Here is a 24253-nt window from a genome sequence, read left to right as displayed (position 1 = left end):
GCTCCTCTTATTTAACTGAGCACGATCTCGTCACTTCGAAATGGCAACCAGGATGCGGCTTTGTGCTTCGACACCAACACGCTCCGGAGTATCAGGGACAAGCCAGCGTCCATGAAGAGTGACGCATTCTCATATCCGCCGCGAGGTCTCTCTCGTGAGGAAGCAGCTCGTTATATCGGTGTCGGATCGACGCTTTTCAACGAAATGGTTGCCGATGGGCGTATGCCGAAGCCTAAGCGCATCAACAGTCGCACCGTCTGGGATCGTGTAGCTCTGGACATCGCTTTCACATCGTTGCCGGACAAAGACGGCGGTCTCCAAGAGCTGTTAGAGCGAAGCAAACGAGACGGGCAAAAAGATAGTGCTACGTTCATTGCGTATACGCCAAAGGCGTAGTAGGCCAATGGGCTGTGGGGGAGGCGTGACGTGGACGAGAATGAGAAGATTGCCCAAGAAGTTAAAGCTTGGCGGGCCAAGGGAGGATTCACTGCCGAAGCCGCAGCTAAGGTGCTGGGAATACCGAGACGCACATTCGAAGGCATAGAGCAAGGCAGAGGCTTCCCTTACCCGGTGCTCCTGCGCGTTGCCATCGAAAGCGAAGCCCTTTCGCTACAGGCGATGCTGGAGAACTCCCCGCGCGTTGAGCACAGGCGGCAGAAGACTGGAAGGAGCATTTGATGGCTAGGCCCTTCAAGGATGCGCGATACCCTGGGGTCTCTTCGCGTCTCAAGAACGGCAAGCTAGCTTATCGCTACCGCGCAAAAGGCATGCCCGAAATCCGCCTTCCCGGTAAGCCCGGCCATCCCGAGTTCGAGGCGGCTTACGAGAAAGCCACGCAGGGGCAAGGCAAGAAGGCAGTTATCATCGATTTGCCCGGTCGGGCACTGCCAAAAACCTTTGGCCATGCCGCGCGCCGGCTTGAAACAACAATGGAGTGGCTGGATTTTGATGAAGCCACGCAGCAGAAGAATGCGCGACTGATTGAGCGATTTCTCAACCTGCGGGTCGATCCCAACTACCCACTCACCTGGCGCGATACTCCTGTTGAACATCTCGACGCGGATCGACTTCGCGCCATCATTGAAGGCATCTTCAGGACAAACCGCACAGTCGCCAAACACATGTTGGTCGCCATCAAGAAACTTCTATGGGTCGCGACCGATGTCGAAAAATGGATCAAGCCGCAGGATGATCCATCGCTATCTGTCCGTGTGCGGGTGCCCAAATCGACGAAGAACCCAGCTTGGCCAATTGCGATGCGCGAAAGGTTCGAGGAGCGACACCCCATCGGCACAGCCGCACGCACCTGCTATGCACTCGGCTTCTGGCTTGGAAATCGGCGCGGGGATATCGCTGCTCTTGAGTGGGACGATCTTTTAACCGAAGAGATCGAACTGTTCGACGGCTCACTGGTGCTCATCGAGGCCTTTGATTTCCGCCAGAAGAAGAACCGCAACCGCCATGGCGGACGGGAGATGTTCATTCCAGTCGTAGACAAATTAGCAGCGGCCTTGGACCCGCTCGATCGCTCGAAAGGCGGCACTGTCTTAAAGAACGCCTATGGCAAGTCATTCTCGGAAAAGAGCCTGACCGGCATGATGCAGCACTGGACGCGGCAGGCGGGAATTCCTAGCGGCTACACGCTCCATGGCCTGCGCCGCACCTTCGGCACCTACCTCGCTGAATGCAACATCCAAGCGCGGGCCATTATGGATGCGATGGGCCATTCCTCAATGGCCGTGACGGATGAGTATGTCCGCGAGGCCAATAAGAAGCGGATCGCGGTTGATATTGCTCGTGCCATCAACGAGCGCGAGGCCAAACGCGACGCCATGAAGCGGCGGACAAACCTCCGCATTGTCAAATAACCAAATCGAGTCGGAACCAACCGGGGCCACGGCCTTTCCTTGGGCCCATAATGGGCCCAAAACGTTTTGGGCCGAGGGCACTTTTAATCAATGAAATCAAAGGTTATGGTGGGCCCGGAGGGACTCGAACCCCCAACCAAGCGGTTATGAGCCGCCGGCTCTAACCATTGAGCTACAGGCCCCACACGCGGCTGGATTAATGTTTTTCCCCGAATCGCACAAGGCTTTCCGAACTGGCTGGCCGAGATCGTCCAAATCAGCCCATATTCGGACATTAGAGCGACATGCGTCCACTTAGACGCGCAAAGTACGCTCTAACGCTTTGAATCTGCGCATCGTGCTTTCCGAAATCGATTCCGATTTTCGGGCCGATGCGGTAGTCGACAAGCGCGATTGGATCGCAGACCGAGGAGATTTTTATGACTAGACGTCTTTTGCCCTTGGCGCTCGCCGCCGCAATCGCGTTTCCGGCGATGGCCGGCGCGACCGATTCGCCGCCCGCGCCCCGCATCGTCGTCACCGGCGAAGGTGAAGCGACCGCGGCCCCCGATCTGGCGCTGCTGACGCTCAGCGTCATGCGCGAGGCAAAGACTGCGCGTGCCGCGCTCGATGCCAACAACGACGCCATGGCCTCCGTGATCGCCGCTATGAAGTCGGCTGGCATCAAGGAGCGCGACCTGCAGACAGCCGGCATCCAGATCAGCCCGCGCTACAACTACGCCAACAAGCCTGACGGCAGTCAGGAAGCCGAACTCATCGCCTATCAGGTGACCAATACGCTTTCGGTGCGAATCCGCGACATCGACAAGACAGGCGAGATTCTCGACAAGGCGGTATCGCTCGGCGTCAACCAGGGCGGCGGCATCTCGTTTTCCAACGAGGATCCGGCTGCAACTCTCACCGAAGCCCGCAAGAAGGCGGTCGCCGACGCCATGGCCAAGGCAAAGACGCTGGCTGAAGCCGCCGGCGTCAGCATCGGGCGGGTGCTGGAAATCACCGACCAGAATGTCGCGCCGCCGCCGATACCGATGAACGCCAAGGCCTTCGACGCGGCCCGCGAATCGGTTCCGGTGCAGGCTGGGGAGAATTCCTACACAGTGCAGGTCACCGTCACTTTCGAGTTGAAGTGACCGCCGCTTGAACCCGTGGTTCGGCGCTGTCGAAGCGCGGGCAACCGGCAACATCGATCTGCTGTATGAAAAACCCCGGAGGACTGATCCTCCGGGGTTTTTTCGAGCCGCACCTTTCCACCCTGGCCGAAAGGGGCTCTGCTACCAGAGCATGATCCCGAAAAGTGGGAACCGGTTTTCGAAAGATTATGCCTAAACAAGAAGGCCGGTGCCGGTCGGCAACGTGCCGAACGTTTACCGAAGATGAACGTCTACCGGTAGATCACCGGGCAGCCGCGCTCATTGGCGAACACGATCACCACGCGGTCGCCGTACTGGCGGCCCGCGACCTTAACCGTGCGGCGGCTGACGTCGATAATACGCGCGCGGCGCAGACCCATGCGCTCGGCCTTATAGAGGGCACGGTTCGGCGAGCAGGACCGGCGCCAGTCGCGTTCGCGGCGGCGCTCGCGATAAAAATAATCGTCGTCGCCGGTATAGACGCCGACGCGCGGATCGTCGTTGTTGCCGAAGCCGAGATAGATGCTGTCCGCCTGGGCGGTGGCGGGGATAGCGGCAAGCGTGCCGAGGCCGATAAGCGCCGAAAGGGCCGCCGTCTTGATCGTGTTGAACATTGTCTTCTCTCCTTGTTGAGGGCTTCCGCCTGTCTTGATCGAACCGGTGTGTCTTGATCGAACCGGTGTGTCTTGGTCGAACCGAGGAGGAGAATGCGCCGGCGTATCTGAACTTTTTGCGAACCAGCCGTTCATATTGGGTTCATGTGGCAACAAGAGGTAATTTCGCGGTTTCTCCAATTCCGGTTCTGAACAACTGGCCGGTTCTGAACAATCTAGCCGGTTTTGAACAATCTGGATAGAAACGCCCTGTCGCGCAGCCGGTTCCGGGCCCTGGCTCGAGGCTCCCCTAAGGCTCGTCGTCCAGCATGTGCTCGAAATAGTCGTCCGGCTCGGCAAGATCGGTCTCGCTGGCGCTGACCCGGCCGCGCATCGAGATGCCGGCCTCATGCACCGTCTCGGCACTCCCCGACACCAGCCTGTGCCACCAGTAGAGATCGTGGCCCTCGGCGACCAGCCGGTAGGCGCAGGTCTTCGGCAGCCAGCTGATGGTGCGCACATTCTGCGGCGTCAGCCCGACGCAGTCCGGGACGCGCGCCAGCCGGTTGGCATAGTCCGAACAGCGGCACGTTTCGGCGTCGAACAGCCGGCAGCCGACGCTCGTCCAGTAGATCTCGCCGGTATCTTCGTCCTCGAGTTTCGACAGGCAGCATTTGCCGCAGCCGTCGCAAAGCGATTCCCACTCGGCCGGGGTCATCGCTTCGAGCGTCTTGGTTTTCCAGAACGGCGTTTCCATTGACGGGATGTGGCCCCCGCTGGCGTCAAGGTCAAGCACGCGACAGACGCAAAGCCGGCCGGCACCATAGGCCGGCACCATAGGAATGACACGAAGTCGCCTTCAAAACGCCGGCCAATCGCCGTTCGTGGCCGTTAATGCCTGCTAACCGGAACCAATCCGGTTGATGAACAGTTTGGGCCGGGATGGGACGCCAAAAGGAGGATTTCTAATGAAACGCCAACCACGGATTCTGGCAGGCACGGCACTTGGCCTGCTGATGGCGTCCGCGCCGTTGGGCGCATTCCCGTTGCAGGGCAGCGCCGCTTTCGAACCGCCGCAGCGTACCGCAACACCCTTGATCCTGGCGCAATCGAATTGCCCCGAAGGCGAGTCGGCGGAAGACTGCCCACAGCAGGCGGAACCGGAGCAGAAGCCGCGCAAGAAGCGCGAGCGGCAGGCTGAATCGGCTCCCACGGAGCAGGCCGCGCCTTCCGGGGACGAGCAGGGCAATCAACGCAGGAAGAAGCGCGAGCAGCAACAGCAGACCGAATCAGCCCCTGCCGAACAGGCGGCCCCGGCCGAAGAGCAAAAACCGCGCAGGAAGAAGCGCGAACAACAGCAGACCGAATCAGCCCCGGCCGAACAGGCCGCCCCCGCCGAAGAGCAAAAACCGCGCAGGAAGAAGCGCGAACAACAGCAGATCGAAGCAGCGCCGGCCGAACAGGCCGCCCCGGCCGAAGAGCAAAAACCGCGCAGGAAGAAGCGCGACCAACAGCAGATCGAAGCAGCGCCGGCCGAACAGGCCGCCCCGGCCGAAGAGCAACCCCGCAGAAAGAAGCGCGACCAGCAACAGCAGATCGAAACGGCACCTTCCGAAGAGCCTGCCGAACAGGCGGCGGAAGGCGAGAAGCCCGCACCTGCAAATGACAATGAGCAGGTCAGGCCGCGCAAGAAGCGGAACCAGGATCAGCAGATCGAGGCTGCGCCAGCCGAACAGCCAGCCAGGAAGGAAACGCCCGCCGGCGAGCAGGGCGAGCCGCTTCCGACCGACCAGCAAGCGGCTCCGGCTGAGGGCGAAAAGCCCCGGGAGCAGGCTAAGGAACGTCGCAAGAAGCCTATCGGCGAACGGCCGGTGACGGAAGAGCAGCCCACAATCGGCGAACAGCCCGCCGATGGCCAACAGGCTGCGCCGGCCCAAGGCGAAGCTCCGGTCCAGGGCGAAGCGTCCGATCCAAACGCGGTTCCCGTGTTCGACAGCCAGAAGGATGCCAGGCGCAAGCGCAAGGGCGGCAGGGACAACGCGCAAGAGACGGGCGGCCAGGACGCGGGTGGTCAGCCCACTCAGCAGGACGGCGAGCAGGCGGAAGCCCCGGAGCCGGCTCCGGTCGACCAGGGACCGCCACCCACCGACGACAGGACGGCCCAGCAGGCGATCAAGCTTGAGAAGATGGTTCCGGTGACGGAGGAAAAGGGCAAACGCGTTGAGCGTGTGCCTGACGTCGAGGACATTCGCCGCCGTCGGCGTCCGCAAGGGGTCGACGTCGTCAGGGAACTCGGCGACCGCGTTATCCTACAGTTCAACAACCAGACGATCGTGGAAAGCGACGATACACCGCGCATGCGCCGTGGCGCGAGGAACGTCTACTATGAGGAGTTGTCGGGCGATCGCACCCGGGAAATCGTCGAGCGTGACAACGGAATCCAGATCGTCACCATCCGCAACCGCTACGGCGACGTCATCCAGCGTTCACGCATCGCGCCCGACGGACGCGAATATGTCCTGAGCTATGTCGACGAGCGGTACTATGACGACGATGGCGACTGGCGCGATCCGGGCGACGATCTGCCGCCGATTCGGATCGACATTTCGCGCGAGGAGTACATTCTGGATTCCGAAGAGGTCGAGGATCCAGACGACTACTATGCCTTCCTCGAACAGCCGCCGGTGGAGAGGGTTCAGCGCCTCTACTCGATCGACGAGGTCAAGCGCTCGGCCCGCGTGCGCGACATCGCCCGCCGCATCGACCTCGACACGCTGAACTTCGAATTCGGTTCAGCCTCGATCCCCGAAACCGAGGTGCAGAAACTGGAAGGCGTCGCCAGCGCCATGGAGAAGCTGCTGGAGAAGAACCCGGCGGAAACCTTCCTGATCGAAGGCCATACCGATGCCGTCGGCAGGCCGGAGGCGAACCTCGCTCTGTCCGACCGTCGCGCGGAGGCTGTCGCCGAAGCCCTGACCAATGCCTTCAGCATCCCGCCGGAGAACCTGACGACACAGGGCTATGGCGAGGAATATCTCAAGGTCGATACGCCGGAGCCTGAGCGCGAGAACCGTCGCGTCGCCATCCGCCGCATCACCTCGCTGGTGGCGCCGGTCGCCAGTGCGAATTAGGCCATGGTCCCGAACCGAAAGTCAGCAAAGTATAGAGCGGAAACCGTTTTTCGTAAAAAACCATGGCCACCTTAAAAGCAACGATTCCAGAAACCTGAACTGGTTTCTGGAATCTATACGGGAAGACGTAGCCCACCCGCTTTCACCGGGATGGGCGATTTCCGGCAATGAGCCGAGGTTGAAGGAGAATGTACGTCGCGATTTTAGCCAGGCATTGAATCGCGAGGTCGTCCACCCCAGATTCTGGCTAGGGCTTCCCTGCCCTGTCCCGACTCCAGCGGGACACATGAGCCCCGCCGGTACCCCCTCGCCGGCGGGGTTTTGTTTCCGGCTTCGGTGGAGAACCCAAGCCTTACGCGAGGCCCAGACAATTCCTCACGATGGCCCTCCGCCTCAAAGCCAAGAAGGCTGAGGATTGAGAACGGCGTCCGTGCCGGTCAGTAAATACTTTTGATGTTGGTTTCCGAATTCGCGAAAACCTCGTCGGGCACGAAGAAGTCACCGGCAAGCGGGCCTGTCGCGCCCGGCGCATAGATCGAAAAATCGCTGACGCCCTCGGCGCGCAGCACCTCCTCGTCGATGTAGAAATTGCCGGTGGCTTCGCGCGACGGCCTGAGCAGGATCGCATGCGCGGCCTCGGCCATGATATCGGGCGAACGGCTCATCGCCGCCACTGTCGCCCCGCCCAGGAGATTGCGCACCGCTGCCGTGTCGATAGTCGAGATCGGCCACAGCGAATTGACGGCGATGCCGTCCCTGGCGAACTCCGCGCTCATGCCCAGCGTGCACATCGACATGCCGAATTTGGCCATCGTATAGGCGACATGGTTCTTGAACCATTTGGCCTTCATGTCGAGCGGCGGCGCTAGATTCAAGATGTGAGGATTGTCAGCCAACTTCAGGTGCGGAATGCACATTTTGGAAACCAGGAACGTGCCGCGGGTGTTGATCTGGTGCATCAGATCGTAGCGCTTCATATCGGTTTCCAGCGTGCCGGTGAGTTGGATGGCGCTAGCATTGTTGATGCAGACGTCGATGCCGCCGAATTTTTCGACGGTCCGGGCGACCGCCTCGGCCACCTGCTCCTCCTCGCGTATGTCGCACAAAATCGGCAAGGCCTTGCCGCCGGCCTGCTCGATCTCCTCAGCCGCCGTGTAGATCGTACCTGGCAGCTTTGGATGAGGCTCGGCGGTCTTGGCCGCGATCGTCACATTGGCGCCGTCGCGCGCAGCGCGCAGTGCGATCGCCAGCCCGATGCCGCGCGACCCGCCGGAGATGAACAGCGTCTTTCCCTTGAGCGACATGTCTTCCGCCTCCCTCGCAACATCATAGGCGTGATCCTTGCGCGGCGGTTGCGTGCCGCGCAAGGCCCAACACGCCGGATGTAGTTTACGCTGCGTAGGCTTTGGAACGACAAATTAGACCAGCACCAAGCCTCGCCGCATGGCGATGGCGATCGCGTCGGTGCGGTTGGCCGCACCTAGCTTGATCAGGATGGCCGCGACGTGGAACTTCGCCGTGTGCACGGAAATGTTCAAGCGCCGCGCGATCACCTTGTTGGGCGCGCCCTCGGCCAAAAGCACCAGCACTTCGCTCTCGCGCGGCGAAAGCGCCGGCCGCTCGGTCCTGTCGTCGATCGGCTCCTCGTCGGAGAGGTCGTCGTCATGGAAAGCGAAATCGTCATGCCGATCGGACAAGGGGCGGCCCTCGCCCGAAATCCGGTAGCCAGCCGCCGCCAGCCGCGCGGCAGCAGCGATCAGCAGATCGTCCGCTGCCGCCGGCAGCACGGCAAACACGGTATCGGCGGGCCGCTGCCGCCTGCCTCGTTGAGACAAGAGCACCTGGGGTATCGCGGGATCGGTGGCCGCACCTTCCAGCCGTCCGCCCTCCAGGGCTTCTCTTTCCAGGATATTATCATCGATGATCGCGACATCGGCTCTGTCGCCGCTATCGCTTTTGCCGGCCACAATCGGCAGCAGATCGTCAGTCGCGGCAAGGGCCGTGGACAGGTGTTCGGCACGTACGGCGTCATCGAGCGCGATCAGCACCGTCAGCCGCCGCCCCGTGAGCCCGTGACTTGCCATCGATCTTCTCAGTTCAGCGGCTTTTCGCCGATGGTCAGCACGACATCGCGCCGTTCGCCGCCGCGTGCCACGCCGAGCGTCACCGACGCGCCGGCGCTGTCCGGCCCGAGCCTGCGGATCAGGTCGCGCGGGCCATGCACGGCTTCGCCGTTCCACGACACGATGATGTCGCCAAGATGCAGGCCGGCGGCCTTCGCCGGGCCATTATCGTCGAGGCTCATCACCATCGCGCCATGCGTGTCGCCGTTGCGGATCGGATGCAGGCCGGCGCCGAGATAGCCGCGCGCGACATGGCCCTTCTCGCGCAGCGTCGCTGCCGCCCGCTCGATAGTCTCATAAGGCATGACCATCGCCCGCCGGCGCGGCCCGAACAGCAGCATGCCGATCAGTGCGCCCTTGGCGTCGAGCACCGGGCCGCCCTCGAAACGGCCGCCGGCATTGACGGCCAGATTGATGCGCCGGTCGATCGTGCCGCCGCGCATCGAGCGCCAGGCCGGACCGACCTCACCGACCGTGCCGAATGCGGCGAGCCCCGCACCGTCGCTATTGCCGATGGCGATGGCGAGATGGCCCGGCCGCACCGTGCCTGCCTTGGCCAGCGACGGCACGTCCGGCGCGCCGGTCGGCTTCAGAAGGGCCGTCCCAGTGGATGGATCGCGGCCGACCAGCTCAGCCTTCACCTTGTCGCCCGAAGAAAGCGTCATCTCGATCTCCTCGCCGGCCTCCACCGCCTCCTCGGCAGCGATAAAATAGCCGTCGCGCCAATGGAAGGCGGTCGCGGTGCGATGCTGATGCGTGGCGAAGCTCGCCGTCGCCGGCGCCGCCGCGGCGGCGATATCGGCGATGGCGTCGGAAAATGCGCTCAGATTGAAGTCGCTCATGTTGGTCTCCTGGCCTTTTATCGCATCGGCCCGAAAATCGGAATCGAGTTTCGGAAAGCACGATGCGAGAACTCAAAGTCTTAGAGCGTACTTTGAGCGTCCAATGGACGCTCGTCGCTCTAACCCAGATATCGCTCGGCAGCGCGTTCGCGGGTACTCGCCTGACGGCTAGTTGGGCGTTGGACTGGCCATCTGGTCAGGTCGCGGCCGATCCGGCCGCTCCGCACATATAGGCATCCTTCATCTTGCTCTAAAGACACGGAGCCCTGCCATGTCCCTTCCCGCCCAGCAATTGCAATTCGACGATGCGCTGCTCGATGATTATTCGGCAACGGTCGCCGATGCCGTGGACCGCATCGGTCCCGCCGTCTGCCGCATCGAGCGCATCGGTGGTGCCGGCGGCCAAGGCTCCGGCTTCGTCCTCACGCCGGACGGGCTGGTCGTCACCAACTTCCACGTCGTCGGCGATGCCCGCACCGTCCGCGTCACCATGCCGGACGGCGTCTCCAGAGAAGGCCGTGTTCTCGGCCGCGACCCCGACACCGACATCGCGCTGGTGCGTGCCGACGGCAGCTTTGCCGATATCGCGCCGCTCGGCGATTCCAAGCGTCTGCGGCGCGGCCAGATCGCCATTGCCATCGGCAACCCGCTCGGCTTCGAATGGACCGTCACATCAGGCGTCGTCTCGGCGCTCGGCCGCTCGATGCGCGCCTCCACCGGCCGGCTGATCGACGACGTCATCCAGACCGACGCAGCACTCAACCCCGGCAATTCCGGCGGACCGCTGGTGTCGTCGGCGGGCGAGGTCATCGGCGTCAACACCGCCATGATCCATGGTGCGCAAGGAATCGCCTTCGCGGTTGCGTCCAACACCGCCAATTTCGTCATTTCGGAGATCATCCGCTTCGGCCGCGTCCGCCGCGCCTTCATCGGCGTCTCGGCCGACACGACAAACCTGCCGCGCCGCGCCGCCCTGCTGTCGCAAGTGTCGAGCAGCACGGCGGTGCGCCTGCGCAGCGTCGAGGCGAACAGCCCGGCGGCCAAGGCCGGGCTCAGGGAAGGCGACATCATCGCCGCCATCGACGGACGCCCGGTCACCGGCGTCGACGATCTGGTGCGCCTGCTCGACGCCGAGCGCATCGGCCGCGACACCCTGTGCACGGTGGTGCGCCGCTCCGGCATTACTCAGGTCAAGGTGATGCCGGTGGCGCGAAGCTAACGATTATCGCGGCGCATAGATCTGGCCAAGCAGCGAAACCAGCAGCACGGCCAGCTCTCCGGTCGGATCGAGGTCAGGATCGAAAATGGTCATATCCATTCCGGTGCAGCGCGGATCCGCTACCAGCGCCGCGAGAATGGCGACGAGATCGTCGGGATCGATGCCGGGACTGCCTGGTGAATCCACCGCCGGCATCACCGTCTGATCGAGCGCATCGACGTCGAAATGCACCCAATAGGGCCAGCCGGTTCGCGCCAGCGTGGTCCAGGTCTTGTCCAGGACCTTTGCCGCGCCAAGATCTCGCACGGCAAAGACGTCGATCAGCGTCATCGCGGTCGAATTGATGTCAGGCCAGGCGAAGTCGGGGTCGCGGTTCTCGCGTTCGCCGATCTGAATCACCTGCTCGTCCACAACAAGGGGGCTTGCGATGTCAGGCCAGTCGGTCAGCAACGGCTCGCCACGTCCGGTGGCGAGGGCAAGGTCCATGCCGGCGGCCGAGCCGAGTGCAGCGTTGATGTCATAGTTGCCCGGATGGCGGAAATCGCTGTGGCCGTCGACATGGACCAGCGCCACGGGACCAGATCGCCGGGCAGCGGCCAGCGCGCCAAGCAGAACCGCGCAGTCGCCGCCGACGACCAGCGGGAACTCGCCTCGTCCCAGCGCGCCGGCAACAACTTCAGCGAGTCCGAGATTGAAGCTGCGTAGCGCGTTGCCGTTGCGCAGCCGGGTGCCCGGCTGTGGCTCCGTGCTATAGCAGGGCCGATCAAGATCAACCACTTTGAGGGGCGAAAGCCTGTCGATCAAGCCAGCTTCGGTCAACGCCTGCGGCGCACGCCACGTCCCCGGTATATGACCTGGCCTCAGCGGGCGCAGGCCAAGGTTTGAGGGTGCGCGGACAAGGCAGATTTCACGCATGGAATGGGCCCAGGGTTGCCAAGCTCACCATAGACCGCGAATGCCCGCCCGGTCACGCGGCCCGAGTCGTCCCCTCACCTCTTGCCGACAATTCCTGTCGGGGGGCGTCGTTCAGGCTCCCGTCACCCTTCAACAAACTGCGCCAGGAACTCCGCGCTCGGCGGGATCGGCTTAATCACGTCGATCAGCACGCCATTGGGGTCTTTGGTGATGAAATGACGCTGGCCGAAGGGTTCGTCGCGCAAGGACCGCAGGATCGGCAGGCCGGCGGCCAGGATCCGTTCGTAGACCGCGTCCGGATCCTTGACCTCGAAATTGATCAGCAGCCCCGACGTTCGGCCACGCCCCTCCTCAGGTATCGTCTCGTGGTCGCCTTGGACGATGCCGAGATTGACCCGGCGATCCTCGGCCGACTGCAGATGCACATACCAGTCGCTCGCAAACAGCGGCTTGAAACTGAAGTGGTTGATATAGAAGGCCTTCGTGCCGGCAACGTCGCCCGTCATCAGCACCGGATAATAGCTCGTCGTCTTCATCTTTCCTTCTCCCGTCAAATAACATACAGTCTGCATGTAAATTCTATTAACATACAGGCTGCACGTATGCAACAGGAACCCGCGCGCCGCTCCAACCGCGATCGCACCGAAGCGACGCGCGCCGACCTGATCGCCGCGGCGCGAAAACTGTTCACCGAGAAATCCTATGCGGAGACCGGCACGCCAGAGATCGTTGCAGCGGCCGGCGTCACGCGCGGCGCGCTCTACCACCACTTTGCCGACAAGCAGGCGCTGTTTGCCGCGGTGGTCGAGCAAGAGGCGGCGGCTGTGGCGGAAGAGATAGAGCGCGCCTCGCCGCCCTCACTGTTTGCCCGTGACGCGCTGATCGCCGGTTCCGATGCCTACCTTGCCGCCATGCGCGCACCTGGCCGCACCCGGCTGCTGCTGCTCGACGGACCGGCCGTGCTCGGCCGCGCCGCAATGGACGACATCGATAACCGCCACGGCAACCGTTCCTTGCGCGAGGGCCTCGTCGCGGCGATGCGCGCGCAGACCATGACGAGATTGCCGGTGGAGGCACTGACCGCGCTGCTTGCCGCCGCCTTTGATCGGGCGGCGCTCGCTATCGAGGCCGGCGCCGAAACCGGCCCCTATCGCGAGGTGCTTGTCGCCCTTATCGATGGACTGTCTCCGACTCATCCCCAGGCACCTGGCCCGGCTCGAACTCGTTGAAGCAGCCGAGCTGCCGTTTGAACTGATCGATCAGCCAAGCTGCCGCGGGTTTCGGGCTTCGGTCGGTGCGATGCATGGCAAACAGCGGCGAACGCACCTCGCTGTAAGGCTCGAGGTCGAGTTCCACCAGCCGGCCACTCGCCAGATCATCGGCGATCAGCCATCGCGGCAGCCCGCCCCAACCCAGCCCCTCACGCATCAGCATATGCTTGGTGCGCAGATCCGTCAGCCGCCAGGTGCGGTAGGCAAAGACGCCAAAGTCGCGCCCCTTGGTGCGCTCGGACTGGTCGGTGACAACGAGTTGGGTGTGTTCGCGCACCTCCTCGATCGCCACCGGCTTCGGCAGCAGCGCCAGCGGGTGGCCTGGCGCCGCGGCCAGAACCATCGACATGAAGCCGATGCGCACAAGGTGGACGTCGACCTCGCCCAGCAGGCCGCCAACACCGAGATCGGCTTGCCCGCTGACGACATGATCGGGGATCAGGCCGAGCGTGCCGATATGGAGGCGCAGCATCACGGTCGGAAACTGAGCCTCGAAAGCCTTCAGCACCCGCACCAGCACCGGTGAGGGCAGTGCCGCATCGACCGACAGCGCCACCTCGGCCTCCAGCCCCTGATGGTAGCCGTCGACGCGCGAGCGGATGCGCTGCAGCACACCGGTCATGCGTCGCGCGTCCTCCAGCATCGCCCGGCCGATCTCGGTCAGTTGCGGCTCGCGCGTACCCTCGCGCTCGAACAGCTTCAGCCCGAGCTGCGCCTCGAGATTGGCGATGGCATAGCTGATGACCGATTGCGCCCGGTTGAGCTTGCGGCCGGCGGCGGAGAAACTGCCGGTGTCGGCCACCGTAACCAGAATCTGCAGTTGGTCGAGTGTTGGGTTGGGGTGCATGCGCTTTTTCCATCTAATATCTGGATGGATCATATAGAAAATATCCCAGTTTTTCAAATGGGTCGGTGAGCCCATATCTGGCGGGACAATTCATCCAACCCTGGAGCCCGCCATGTCCATTCTTCTTGTCATCTCGAGCCCGCGTGGCAACGCCTCGCACTCGACCCGCATCGCCACCGAATTGGCCGAGAAGCTCGTTACCGTCGATCCTTCGGCCAAGCTTGTCGTGCGTGACCTCGTTGCCAACCCGCTGCCGCACATCGATCCGGACTATTCAGCCGGCATCTATACGCCGGCTGAATCCCGTACCCCGCGCCAAGCCGAGGTCGTCGGCGTGTCCGACGCCGTGCTCGACGAGCTGTTCGCCGCCGACACCATCATCCTGGCCACCGGCTTCATCAATTTCGGCATCTCGTCGACCCTGAAGTCCTGGGTCGATCACGTCGCCCGCTCCGGCAGGACTTTTGCCTATGGCGAGAATGGCCCGAAGGGCCTGGTCACCGGCAAGAAGGTCTACATCGTCCTCGCCTCGGGCGGCATCTATTCGGAAGGCGCTGCCGTGCAGATGGACCACGCCATCCCTTATCTGCGCAGCGTGCTTGGCTTCATCGGCATGACCGACGTCGAAGTCATCCGCATCGAGGGCGTCGGCATGGGCCCCGAGGCCGTCTCGGCCGCTCTGGCCAAGGCGTCAGCCAAGGTGGATTCAGCGGTGGCCACGGCCGCAACGGTTGCCGCTGCCGCGTAGAGAGCGAACAACTGGTATCAGAACCGAAAAAGGCAGGCGCCGGGCGCCTGCCTTTTTGCATTTGTCACCTGACGCGGCCGCATCGGAGCCGGTCAGCACGCAATTTGGCAATCGAAGAGCTTGCGCGCGGACGGTTCCGCAAGTCGCGCTCGCAGCGCCGCCGCTAGGCTACCCGAACATCTTCTCGCCCTGCTCGTCGACGAGTTGGATGCCCTTCTTGATCGAGATGTCGACGGCGTCGTCGAGCCCGGCAAAACGGTCGGCGCGGATGAATTTGTGCTCCTTCATCACGCCGTCGATTTCCTTAGAAACTACGCCGCAGGTCTGGTATTGGCCTTCCGCCTTGTAGGGCGTGGCGCTGATCAAAAATCCCTTGTGCTCGATCCGCTTTGCCGGTGCACCACTCTTTGGCTCGCCCGCGTCACCGCCGCCACCGAAAAGACGTTTCAGAAAAGACATGGGAGCGCCCTCCAACGGCAATCATCCTACATCACATAGCGTGGTGCAGGATGATTTCACTAGCGGTCCTTAGGCAAACGGGCAAGGGCCGCATCCGGCCTCGGAAGTCAGCCGCGCGACAGCGCTTCGAGGGCTTCGGCGGCTCCTTCCAATATCGCAATCGCCTCGGCCTGTTTTTCAGCGGGCGCGTCGACGATGTCGCCGAGGGCTGCGCGCAGCCGGTGGCGCACGGCGCGGAATTCGTCGCGCTTTTCCGAACGGCCGCGGCCGCGACGTCCGCCATCCTCGCCATCGTCGTTCCAGCCGAACCAGTCGCGCGCCTTTGCCATCTTGCGGCCGAAACGCTCGAGATGGTCGAGCACATGGTCGATCATCTCTCGATTGTCATTAAGGTGCGCCTGCCCGGCCTCGGTAATCGAAAACACCTTCTTGTTGCCTTCCGCCGACGAGACGGCATAGCCGGCCTCTTCCAGGAAGGTCAGCGTCGGATAGACCACGCCCGGGCTCGGGCTGTAGACGCCGCTGGTGCGTTCCTCCAGCGCCTTGATGATGTCGTAGCCGTGGCGCGGCGCCTCGGCCAGCAGCGACAGCGTGATCAGCTTGAGATCGCCGTCGGCCAGCATGCGCCCGGCGCGGAACATGTCGCCCGGACCGCCGCGCCCGCCGCCCCTCATCCCGTGGCCCAATGGGCCGAAGCCGCCGCCACGACCACCGAACTTACCGGCCATATGCATGAAAACGCGCTCGGCATGCTCGCCGAAATGATGATGTCCGTGCATTGCCCTGCTCCTTGAGTTATGTCTTACGATATATCTTAGTTAGCCAGGCGAGGTGATTAAGTCAAGATATATCTTAAGATGTAACGTAATTCCGGTTTAAAGTGCGCGTTTGCGGCTAAGGCAGTGGGCTGAACCTCTCCGGAGTCCCAAAAGGCCCGGGGCAGCTCCGGGCCTTCGACGAACAGGATGTCTGTGCCGCTTACCAGCGGCCCTTGCGCCGGTTCCAGGCATAGAGAAGATCGGCGAAGCGATCATAGGCATAGCGCGTCAGCGGCAGCACGGTGCGGTTGCCGAACAGCGCTGCCAGCCAGCCCTCGCCCGGCGTTCTTAGCCAGACGGCAATTGCGACGTCGACGCCGACCAGCAGTTTGCCGTCCGCATCGGTTGCGTGCAGCCGGTAGCGGATGTCCTCCAGCGACACGCCGTATCCGGCCAGAGCCGTCGGTTCGGCATTGATGTCGCGAAACGCGATCCGCCCGGTCTTGATCGCCTCGATCAGCCGCCGCTTCTGCCGGCTGATGCCGGCATCGCAAACCGAACAGCGGGTGTTGTACCAGATGGTCAGCAGAGGCTTGGGCATGTGTTTAGAGACGCGAGTTGAAGTGCTGCGCGGAGTATCCGGGAAGTACCTTCGCCCCGCATACATTTCGGACCAAACTGGCCGGGCGCCGCCAAGCGGCGCCCGGTCGTCCGATATCCGAAACTCGGCAGCTTGCGCGGATCTGTAGCCGCGCAACGCTTCAGCCGAGCGAGGCGATGATCTCGCGATAGGCCAGTTCCGGGAAAGCCTTGAGCGTCCGCGTCCTCACATTGCCGCCTGTCGCCAGCATCAGCGAGAAACGAGCGAGCACCGCATCGTCGGGCGCTTCGACGATCGCCACCATATCGCATTCGCCCATGGTGAGATAAAACGCCTTGAACGAGCCACCCATGTCTCCCAGCAGCTTCTTGGCGGCATCGAGCCGCTTCGGCGACTCGCGCACATTTTTGGCGCCCTGCTCCGTCCAGTTGATCAACACGATATAGTTTGTCATGCACACCTCCCTCCGGGGCCTCGGAGCACGGCGTCACTGCCGGGGCGGGCATCCGGGTTTGTCGCCCAGAAAATGCATCCGACACGAGATTATCCTCTCACAGCAGGTGTGCTGCAACAACAACCGCACCGTCGGGCAAGACAATTCCTGGCGAACGAAAAAGGGCGCCGCAGCGCCCTTTAAATTGCTTATCCGTCACCCGGCATTAGCTATCGAGGAAGCTCCGCAGTTTGCGCGAGCGGCTGGGATGCTTGAGCTTGCGCAACGCCTTGGCTTCGATCTGGCGGATGCGTTCGCGGGTGACCGAGAATTGCTGACCGACTTCCTCCAGCGTGTGGTCGGTGTTCATGCCGATGCCGAAGCGCATTCTGAGCACCCGCTCTTCACGCGGGGTGAGCGAAGCAAGCACCCGCGTCGTCGTCTCGCGCAGGTTGGCCTGGATCGCCGCGTCGATCGGCAGGATCGCCATCTTGTCCTCGATGAAATCGCCGAGATGCGAATCCTCCTCGTCGCCAACCGGCGTTTCGAGCGAAATCGGCTCCTTGGCAATCTTCAGCACCTTGCGCACTTTTTCCAGCGGCATGGCGAGCTTTTCCGCCAATTCTTCCGGCGTCGGCTCGCGGCCGATCTCGTGCAGCATCTGGCGCGAGGTGCGTACGATCTTGTTGATTGTCTCGATCATGTGCACCGGAATGCGGATGGTGCGCGCCTGGTCGGCGATCGAGCGCGTGATCGCTTGCCGGATCCACCACGTCGCATAGGTCGAGAACTTATAGCCGCGACGGTACTCGAATTTGTCGACCGCCTTCATCAGGCCGATATTGCCTTCCTGGATCAGATCGAGGAACTGCAGGCCGCGATTGGTGTATTTCTTGGCGATGGAAATGACGAGGCGCAGATTGGCCTCGACCATTTCCTTCTTGGCGATCGCGGCTTCGCGCTCGCCCTTCTGCACCTGGTTGACGATCCTGCGGAATTCGAGAATCGAGATCGCCGTCTCGGTGGCGAGGTTCTGGATCTCGGCGCGCAGGTCGCGGATCGCGTCCTTTTCGTTCTTGGTGAATTCCTTCCAGCCGCGCGAGGTCAGATTGCCGATCGAGCGCGTCCAGTTGGGATCGAGTTCCGAGCCCTGGTATTCCTTCAGGAATTCCTCGCGGCGCACGCCATAGCTTTCGGCCAGCCGCAACAGCTTGCCCTCGTTCTGCACCAGGCGCTTGTTGATGTCGTAGAGCTGCTCGACCAATGCCTCGATGCGCGCCGTGTTCAAGGACAGCGACTTCACCGCCTTGATGAGTTGGTCCTTCAGCTCCTTCAGCCGACGGTCCTGGCTTGGCGACAGCGTGCCGGCGGCAGCCAGCCGGTTCTCGACCTGCTGGTCCTGCAGCTTGCGCAACTTCTTGTAGGTGTCGGCGATGACGTCGAGCGTCTCCATCACCTGCGGGCGTAGCTCCGCTTCCATCGCCGCCAGCGACAGGCTCGCTTCGTCCTCGTCTTCCTCATCGTCATCAGTCAGACCGCGCGTGTCGCCGCCGACATTGGTGATGTCGTCCTCGTCCTCGCGCGAACGGCGCGGCTTTTCCTCGGTCTTCGCTTCCTCGATCCGCTCGACCACCGGCGCCTGCTTGGCCTCCGGTCCGGCATAGGTCGCTTCGAGGTCGATGATCTCGCGCAGCAGGATCTTCGATTCGTTGAGCTCGTCACGCCAGATGATGATGGCCTGGAAGGTCAGCGGGCTTTCGCACAGCCCCGCGATCATCGTCTCGCGGCCGGCCTCGATGCGCTTGGCGATTGCGATTTCGCCCTCGCGCGACAGAAGCTCGACCGAGCCCATTTCGCGCAGATACATGCGAACCGGATCGTCGGTGCGATCGGTCGGCTCTTTCTTGGTGGTCGTCGCGGCAACGGCGGTACCGGTCTGCTCGGCGAGCTCGTTGGCGTCTTCCTCGGCGTCGGCAGCCGCGTCGGCGGCTTCGGGCTCCTCGCCCTGCTCGTCGTCCTCGACCACGTTGATGCCCATGTCGGAGAGCATGGCCATCGTGTCCTCGATCTGCTCGGAGGTCACTTCCTCCGAGGGTAGCACCGAGTTCAGTTCGTCCATGGTGACATAGCCGCGCTTCTTGGCGGCCTTGATCATCTTCTTGACAGCATCGTCGGAAAGGTCGAGCAGAGGCCCATCAGTGGCGCCTTCACGTTCGGTCTCGACCTCTTCCTTTTCTTTTGTCGCCATTCTTTATTTTCTCCAAGCGGCCAAGTATCAAGCCGCGTAAGCTGCCGTACCGGTTAAATCAGATGCGCTCGCTCTAGAACGCGCTTCCCCGGGCCAGTAACTGCATCTCTCGTTAAGTCCAGATTAACCCTGGTATCTGTGGCAGGCTGACCGCCTGTCCAGTGACCGGTATCTCACATCGCTGCATTTCCGTCGACGCCGGCGCGGGTTAACGTTTCGAATCGTCCTGATTCCGTTATTCTGCCAGAAGGTCAAGCGCCTCTCGCATGATTCGCATGAAAAAAGCGAATCAATTACCCGACTTAAAGCGCCGCGGCTGATTCGACGCGCAAGCACGGTTCTGCACTTTCACTCTTTCGTAAGCTTCGACCTACACCCGCCCGGCCCTGCCCGAGGACACACCGAACCCTTCGATCAGCGCTTCCGTTGCTTGCACATCACGAAATTGCGCCTGGATCTCGACGAGATGCCGGTAGTTTTCGTCTGTGGGATCGCTGGCGAGCGCCGCTTCCGCCTGTTTCAGCTCCTTATGTAAGGTGCGCGCGCTGCGCTGCAAGTGGAGCGCCTGGCTGAAGGCGTCGCGGGCATCGTCAAGTCCGGCTGTTTCCAGCGCCGGCCACTGCCGAGCCCGTTTGATCAGCGCCACCACGCGCGCCCAGATCTCGCCGCAGCCGGCCCGTTCGATCGTCGCGATCACCGCGTCGCGGTCGTTGGCCATGTCATGCGCCATCGCATCGAGAATGGCCGCATGCAATCGCTTCAGATCGGTGTTGGCGAGGTCGAGGAACTCGACATGTTCGAAATTCTCGTCGATCAGCGCCGGATGATTCACAAGAGCTGCGATGATCGTCGCCTCGCGCACCGACATCCCCTCGCTGCCGCGCTTGACAAGCGCCGAGCGGCCGAGGCTTTCGGTGATCGCGGTGCGTCCACCGGCATTGCCGCCGCGCGCGAACTGTCCGCCAGGAGCCGAGCCCTTGCCCTGAAAGCGCCCGCCGGGCCGCCCATCTTGGCGCCCCCCTTGATAGCCTTGCCGCGCGCCGCGCTGGGTGCCGAAAAAGGTTAGCACCCGCTCGCGCATTTCCTGTTGGTAGTGATAGCGCAAGCTCTCGTCACGGATGCGGCTGGTCAGTTCGCGCAGCGTCTTTTCCAGTTCCGCCCGCCGTTCCGGCGTGTCGAAGATGCCGCCGGCCGTTTCGCGCATCCACAAAAGATCGGCGAGCGGCCGCGCCTCGGAAAGCACGGCGCGAAACGCGTCCGGCCCTTCGGCCTTGACCAGATCGTCAGGGTCCTTGCCTTCGGGCAGAAGCGCAAAGCGCACCGAGCGGCCTGCCTGAACCGCCGGCAGCGCCATGTCGGCGGCGCGCCATGCCGCCTTCAGTCCGGCCTGGTCGCCGTCGAAGCACAGCACCGGCTCACCGGCCATCCGCCACAGGAGTTCGAGCTGGTTTTCGGTCAGCGCGGTGCCGAGCGGCGCCACGACATTCTCGAAACCGGCCTGCGCCAGCGCGATCACGTCCATATAGCCTTCGACGGCGATGACCGTGCCACCCTTGGCCAGCGCCCCCTTTCCCAGCGCTTGGCGCGCACGAGCGAAATTGTAGAGCACATTGCCTTTGTGGAAGAGCTCGGTGTCGGGCGAATTCATGTATTTGGCGAGCGCATCGGCTGCCAGTGCCCGCCCGCCAAAGGCGATTATCTTGCCTCTGGAATCCGGAATCGGGAACATGATGCGGTCGCGGAACCAGTCGTAGGAGACCGGGACGTCGTCGCCATGGCGCACCAGCCCGCATGCCTCGATATCGGCCTTGGGCACGCCCTTGGCGGCAAGATGCTCCTTCAGCGCGTTGCGGCTGTCGGGCGCATAGCCGAGCCGGAACGACTGCTGCGTTGCCGGTGTCAGCCCGCGGTCGCGCAGATAGGCGCGGGCTTTTGCGCCTTCCGGTCCCTGCAGCCGCTCCTGGAAGAAGGCAGTCGCCATTTCCATGATTTCGGTCAGGCTGGCACGTTCCTTTTCGCGCCGTTCCTCCTCGGCATCGCGAACCGGCATCGGCACGCCGGCCATGTCGGCGATCTTCTCGACTGCTTCGGGAAAGCTCATCCCGTCGAGTTCGGTCAGGAATTTGAAGTGGTCGCCCGAAACCGAGCAGCCGAAGCAATGGTACCGGCCCTTCTTGTCCTCGCAATGGAAGGACGGGCTCTTCTCGCCATGGAAGGGACAGCACGCCCAATAGTCGCCGCGCGGCGCGTTGGTCTTCTTCCTGTCCCACGCAACACGCTGGCCGATCACCGATGAAATCGGCACGCGGTCGCGTATCTCGTCGAGGAAGGCAGGTGGAAAGCGCATTGGGAACGGCTCGTTTGCCCTCCATATAATCACGCCGGCGAAACTCGACGACTCCTAATGCGGACCATACCCGGTTTTCACAGCGCAAAAAGAAGGCGGTCGTTGCGGACCGCCTTCTTTTCATGTGTCCGGCGCAGTGCCGATCGACGTTTTGACGGTCAGTGCGCGGCAATCGCGCCGAAGATGATGCCGGAGACGACGCTCACCAAGAGATAATCGTTGCCGACGCGGATCCATTCCTGGCCGCGGCCCGGACGACGCAGGCCATAGTGCCGATAGTCGCGGATCGGCTGGTGGCGCTTTCAGCTCGAATATTTCTGACCACTGCGCCAGTGGTTTCTCTTCACGACGACTTTCTTCTTCACCACGACGCGCTTCTTGACGTCGACATGCTTGCCGGGCTGGTTCCAGTCGACCTGGCTGTAGTTCGACTGCGGTGCATTCGGCGCGTTCAGCGGCGCTGCCTGGCCCTGCAGGGACGTGGCAGCCAGCATCGAGAGGGCGACTGCGGAAAGAATGATGCGTTTCATCACGGGGGTGCTCCTTTGGTTGTCGATGCCCAAGCAATAGAGCCCGAAGAATGAACCGAAACTGAACACGCGGACTACGTTATTGTAATGATTTCATGTATTTAAGATAGCTAATTCAACATTCAGCTTAAACCGGATTTGAAGGGGTCGTCGGCACTCGACCGCGCCACCATCCAGAAGCCGGCCGGCAATGCAACCATTTTGCGATCCATCCATTTCCGACACACCCTGTCGCGCACCAACAGCCGGCCGAATTGGGCAAAATTTATTATCCGGCTAAAAGTAATCGGAGTAGTATCGACCCTTGCAATGCCCTTGATTCGCCCCCCTCTTTTGCCTTTTTGCCGTCACGGCGCCGGTATCGCTGGCGCCTGTCGGAATGCGAGCCTGATATGAGCGGTTCGGTCGTTTTGCTGCATCTTGCCGGCGCGGTGGCGCTGATGCTGTTTGCCACCCGCTTGGTGAAGACAGGTGTCGAGCGCGCCTACGGCGATGTGCTGCGCCACAAGCTGCGCGCGACCATGCGCAATCCTTTAATGGCGGTTCTTGCCGGCTGCGGCCTGGCGATCGCGCTGCAAAGCTCCACCGCCGTCACCTTGCTGGTCGGCTCCTTCGCCGGCGCCGGCATCGTCAGCGGCATATCGGGCCAGCTTGCGGTGCGGGGCGCCGAGATCGGCTCGGCACTGGTGGTCAAGCTGCTCACCTTCGACCTGTCGCTGCTGGTGCCGGTCTGTCTTGTCGCCGGCACCGTTATGTTCATGGCCACCGAGCGGCGCGACTGGCGCCAGTTCGGCCGCATCCTGGTCGGCATCGGCCTGCTGGTATTGTCGCTGGAGATGATCGGCCAGGCATCGGAGCCGCTGCGCCAGAGCACGCTGATGCCGGTCGTCGTCGATTACTTCTCCGGCGACCCGGTCACCGCCTATCTGCTGGCGGCGCTGGTCACCTGGCTGTTTCATTCCTCGATCGCCGCGGTGCTGCTGATGGTGACGCTCGCCGGCCGTGGCTTCATCCCGCCCGAACTCGGCATCGTGCTGGTGCTCGGCGTCAATCTGGGTTCGTCGATCATCGCGCCGCTGCTCACCCGCAATGCGGAGCCGGGCGTGCGTGTCGTACCGATCGGCAATCTCCTGATGCGCGGGATGGGCTCTCTGGCCATGCTGATCATGTTCCTGTGGTTGAAGCCGCCGGTCGCCTTTCTCGGCGCCACCGTGCCCGACCAGATCGTCAACGCACACATCTTGTTCAACATCCTGATCCTGGTTGCCGGCCTGCCACTGGCCGGCCTCGTCTACCGCGCTTCGGAAAAGATCGTGGCGCTCGGGACCAAACCAGCGCCGGCCGAAGCGCTCGACGTCGTCGAGCTGTCCGCGCTCAACGACAGCGCGCTGGATGTGCCGAGCCAGGCGCTGGCCAACGCCACCCGTGAGGTGGTGCGGGTCTGCGAGACGGTCGAGATCATGCTGAAGCGCATCATCGAGCTCTATGAGAGCGCCGACGCCGACAAGATCAAGGCGCTGGCCGCACTCGACGACCGGGTCGACAAGAAGCACGCAGCGATAAAGCTCTATCTGGCCAAGGTCACGAAGAACCCGCTGAGCGAGGACGAGGCGTTGCGCTGCCAGGAGCTGATCGGCGCCTGCGTCAAGCTCGAGCAGGTCGGCGACATCATCGTGCGCAACATGCTGGTGCACGTCAGGAAGAAGCTCGAGCGCGGGCTGGAGTTCACGCCCGAAGGCTGGCGCGAGCTTTGCGCCTTCCACGCCTCGGTGCTCGCCAACGCACGGCTTGCCTTCAACGTGCTGGTCTCGCGCGATCCGGAGACCGCCCGCCAGCTGGTGCTCGAAAAGGACCGGCTGCGCGACCGCGAGAAGGAAACCAGCGCCAGCCATTTCGTGCGGCTGCGCGATGGCACCGCCAAGAGCGTCGAGACCAGTTCCATCCATCTCGACACCATCCGCGACCTGAAGCAGATCAACTCGCTGCTCGCCTCGATGGCTTATCCCGTGCTCGAGGAACGCGGCCTGCTCACCGGCTCGCGGTTGAAGGCCGGGTAATCCCGGAGCCTTGTCCTTCTCCCACAACAAAGGGAGAAGGAAAAACCGTCGCGCCAGCCCGATCAAGAAAACCTAAAGCGGCGTCGACAATTTCTGGATTGCCCGCGGCTCTCGTTCGTGATTTGAGGCCATC

General features: G+C 62.6%; 23 protein-coding genes, 1 tRNA gene and 1 pseudogene. 9 read left to right on the top strand and 16 right to left on the bottom strand.

Translation table 11 applies throughout. The features are described 5' to 3' along the window. Nucleotides 1-111 precede the first annotated feature (111 nt). The 3 genes from EN807_RS11705 to EN807_RS11695 are packed head-to-tail and all read left to right on the top strand — an operon-like array spanning nt 112 to nt 1868. Nucleotides 112-396: a hypothetical protein gene (locus tag EN807_RS11705; protein ID WP_135935029.1), complete on the top strand. Its 285-nt coding sequence runs from the start codon at nt 112-114 to the stop codon at nt 394-396. 30 nt (nt 397-426) lie between these two features. Beyond that, on the top strand, nt 427-678 hold the full coding sequence (locus EN807_RS11700; RefSeq protein ID WP_245485888.1) for a helix-turn-helix domain-containing protein: 252 nt from the start codon (nt 427-429) through the stop codon (nt 676-678). Continuing rightward, complete coding sequence (locus tag EN807_RS11695) at nt 678-1868, top strand: site-specific integrase (RefSeq protein WP_127210836.1); 1191 nt, start codon at nt 678-680, stop codon at nt 1866-1868. The genes EN807_RS11700 and EN807_RS11695 overlap by 1 nt, the downstream gene beginning before the upstream one ends. Nucleotides 1869-1974: 106 nt before the next feature. Here the strand turns inward: EN807_RS11695 and EN807_RS11690 are convergent. Beyond that, nucleotides 1975-2050, bottom strand: a tRNA-Ile gene (locus tag EN807_RS11690). A gap of 237 nt (nt 2051-2287) precedes the next feature. Here EN807_RS11690 and EN807_RS11685 point away from each other — a divergent pair. Further along, nucleotides 2288-2998 (top strand): SIMPL domain-containing protein, encoded by a 711-nt coding sequence (locus tag EN807_RS11685; protein ID WP_135935028.1) that lies wholly within the window; start codon nt 2288-2290, stop codon nt 2996-2998. A gap of 251 nt (nt 2999-3249) precedes the next feature. Here the strand turns inward: EN807_RS11685 and EN807_RS11680 are convergent, their stop codons facing one another. Next, a complete protein-coding gene (locus tag EN807_RS11680; protein ID WP_135935027.1) occupies nt 3250-3612 on the bottom strand; it encodes a hypothetical protein in 363 nt (120 codons plus the stop codon). Nucleotides 3613-3901: 289 nt separating this feature from the next. Beyond that, a complete protein-coding gene (locus EN807_RS11675; RefSeq protein ID WP_095491649.1) occupies nt 3902-4348 on the bottom strand; it encodes a YcgN family cysteine cluster protein in 447 nt (148 codons plus the stop codon). A 211-nt stretch (nt 4349-4559) separates the two neighbouring features. On the opposite strand from EN807_RS11675, the gene EN807_RS11670 reads away from it, so the two are divergent. After that, nucleotides 4560-6722: an OmpA family protein gene (locus EN807_RS11670; protein WP_135935026.1), complete on the top strand. Its 2163-nt coding sequence runs from the start codon at nt 4560-4562 to the stop codon at nt 6720-6722. 437 nt (nt 6723-7159) lie between these two features. Here the strand turns inward: EN807_RS11670 and EN807_RS11665 are convergent, their stop codons facing one another. The 3 genes from EN807_RS11665 to EN807_RS11655 all read right to left on the bottom strand — a co-directional run bounded on the left by EN807_RS11665 (nt 7160) and on the right by EN807_RS11655 (nt 9687). Further along, the gene (locus EN807_RS11665; protein WP_135935844.1) at nt 7160-8026 is read right to left on the bottom strand and encodes an NAD(P)-dependent oxidoreductase; all 867 of its coding nucleotides are present in this window, start codon (nt 8024-8026) and stop codon (nt 7160-7162) included. Between the two features lie 114 nt (nt 8027-8140). Further along, nucleotides 8141-8806 carry a LuxR C-terminal-related transcriptional regulator gene (locus EN807_RS11660; protein ID WP_135935025.1) on the bottom strand — a complete coding sequence of 222 codons (666 nt, stop codon included), beginning with the start codon at nt 8804-8806 and terminating at the stop codon, nt 8141-8143. 8 nt (nt 8807-8814) lie between these two features. Then, on the bottom strand, nt 8815-9687 hold the full coding sequence (locus EN807_RS11655) for a S1C family serine protease (RefSeq protein ID WP_135935024.1): 873 nt from the start codon (nt 9685-9687) through the stop codon (nt 8815-8817). Between the two features lie 271 nt (nt 9688-9958). Here EN807_RS11655 and EN807_RS11645 point away from each other — a divergent pair, with 271 nt between their 5' ends. Continuing rightward, nucleotides 9959-10906, top strand: coding sequence for a trypsin-like peptidase domain-containing protein (locus EN807_RS11645; RefSeq protein WP_135935023.1), 948 nt, complete (start codon nt 9959-9961; stop codon nt 10904-10906). A gap of 3 nt (nt 10907-10909) precedes the next feature. On the opposite strand, the gene EN807_RS11640 is transcribed toward EN807_RS11645, so the two are convergent. Further along, entirely contained in the window at nt 10910-11710 is an 801-nt protein-coding gene (locus tag EN807_RS11640) for an arginase family protein (RefSeq protein ID WP_246684065.1), read from the bottom strand. A gap of 233 nt (nt 11711-11943) precedes the next feature. Next, on the bottom strand, nt 11944-12357 hold the full coding sequence (locus EN807_RS11635) for a VOC family protein (protein ID WP_135935022.1): 414 nt from the start codon (nt 12355-12357) through the stop codon (nt 11944-11946). Nucleotides 12358-12423: 66 nt separating this feature from the next. Between EN807_RS11635 and EN807_RS11630 the strand changes: the two genes are divergently transcribed. After that, nucleotides 12424-13050: a TetR/AcrR family transcriptional regulator gene (locus tag EN807_RS11630; RefSeq protein ID WP_135935021.1), complete on the top strand. Its 627-nt coding sequence runs from the start codon at nt 12424-12426 to the stop codon at nt 13048-13050. On the opposite strand, the gene EN807_RS11625 is transcribed toward EN807_RS11630, so the two are convergent. Next, complete coding sequence (locus EN807_RS11625) at nt 12992-13939, bottom strand: LysR family transcriptional regulator (protein WP_135935020.1); 948 nt, start codon at nt 13937-13939, stop codon at nt 12992-12994. The two genes, EN807_RS11630 and EN807_RS11625, sit on opposite strands and share 59 nt — an antisense overlap. 112 nt (nt 13940-14051) lie before the next feature. On the opposite strand from EN807_RS11625, the gene EN807_RS11620 reads away from it, so the two are divergent. After that, entirely contained in the window at nt 14052-14687 is a 636-nt protein-coding gene (locus EN807_RS11620) for an FMN-dependent NADH-azoreductase (RefSeq protein WP_135935019.1), read from the top strand. 168 nt (nt 14688-14855) lie between these two features. On the opposite strand, the gene EN807_RS11615 is transcribed toward EN807_RS11620, so the two are convergent. The 7 genes and pseudogenes from EN807_RS11615 to EN807_RS37625 form a co-directional block, all read right to left on the bottom strand. Continuing rightward, a complete protein-coding gene (locus tag EN807_RS11615) occupies nt 14856-15146 on the bottom strand; it encodes an HlyU family transcriptional regulator (RefSeq protein WP_127317688.1) in 291 nt (96 codons plus the stop codon). A 107-nt stretch (nt 15147-15253) separates the two neighbouring features. Continuing rightward, entirely contained in the window at nt 15254-15925 is a 672-nt protein-coding gene (locus EN807_RS11610; protein ID WP_135935018.1) for a PadR family transcriptional regulator, read from the bottom strand. Nucleotides 15926-16124: 199 nt separating this feature from the next. Next, nucleotides 16125-16505 carry a DCC1-like thiol-disulfide oxidoreductase family protein gene (locus EN807_RS11605; protein WP_189522391.1) on the bottom strand — a complete coding sequence of 127 codons (381 nt, stop codon included), beginning with the start codon at nt 16503-16505 and terminating at the stop codon, nt 16125-16127. 160 nt (nt 16506-16665) lie between these two features. Beyond that, nucleotides 16666-16959, bottom strand: coding sequence for a GYD domain-containing protein (locus tag EN807_RS11600; RefSeq protein WP_065009207.1), 294 nt, complete (start codon nt 16957-16959; stop codon nt 16666-16668). A 205-nt stretch (nt 16960-17164) separates the two neighbouring features. Then, nucleotides 17165-19186, bottom strand: a complete 2022-nt coding sequence (gene rpoD, locus EN807_RS11595; RefSeq protein ID WP_127317691.1) for an RNA polymerase sigma factor RpoD — start codon at nt 19184-19186, stop codon at nt 17165-17167. 370 nt (nt 19187-19556) lie between these two features. Further along, a complete protein-coding gene (gene dnaG, locus EN807_RS11590; protein ID WP_135935017.1) occupies nt 19557-21533 on the bottom strand; it encodes a DNA primase in 1977 nt (658 codons plus the stop codon). Nucleotides 21534-21691: 158 nt separating this feature from the next. Then, a pseudogene (locus tag EN807_RS37625) lies at nt 21692-22063 on the bottom strand (RcnB family protein). 392 nt (nt 22064-22455) lie between these two features. Between EN807_RS37625 and EN807_RS11580 the strand changes: the two are divergent. Then, a complete protein-coding gene (locus tag EN807_RS11580; RefSeq protein ID WP_135935016.1) occupies nt 22456-24120 on the top strand; it encodes a Na/Pi cotransporter family protein in 1665 nt (554 codons plus the stop codon). Nucleotides 24121-24253 lie beyond the last annotated feature (133 nt).

Source organism: Mesorhizobium sp. M5C.F.Ca.ET.164.01.1.1, assembly GCF_004792125.1.
In the GTDB taxonomy this organism is placed as follows: domain Bacteria; phylum Pseudomonadota; class Alphaproteobacteria; order Rhizobiales; family Rhizobiaceae; genus Mesorhizobium; species Mesorhizobium wenxiniae.
Note: the sequence above shows the minus strand (reverse complement) of the source record. Positions and strands in the feature narration are given on the sequence as shown.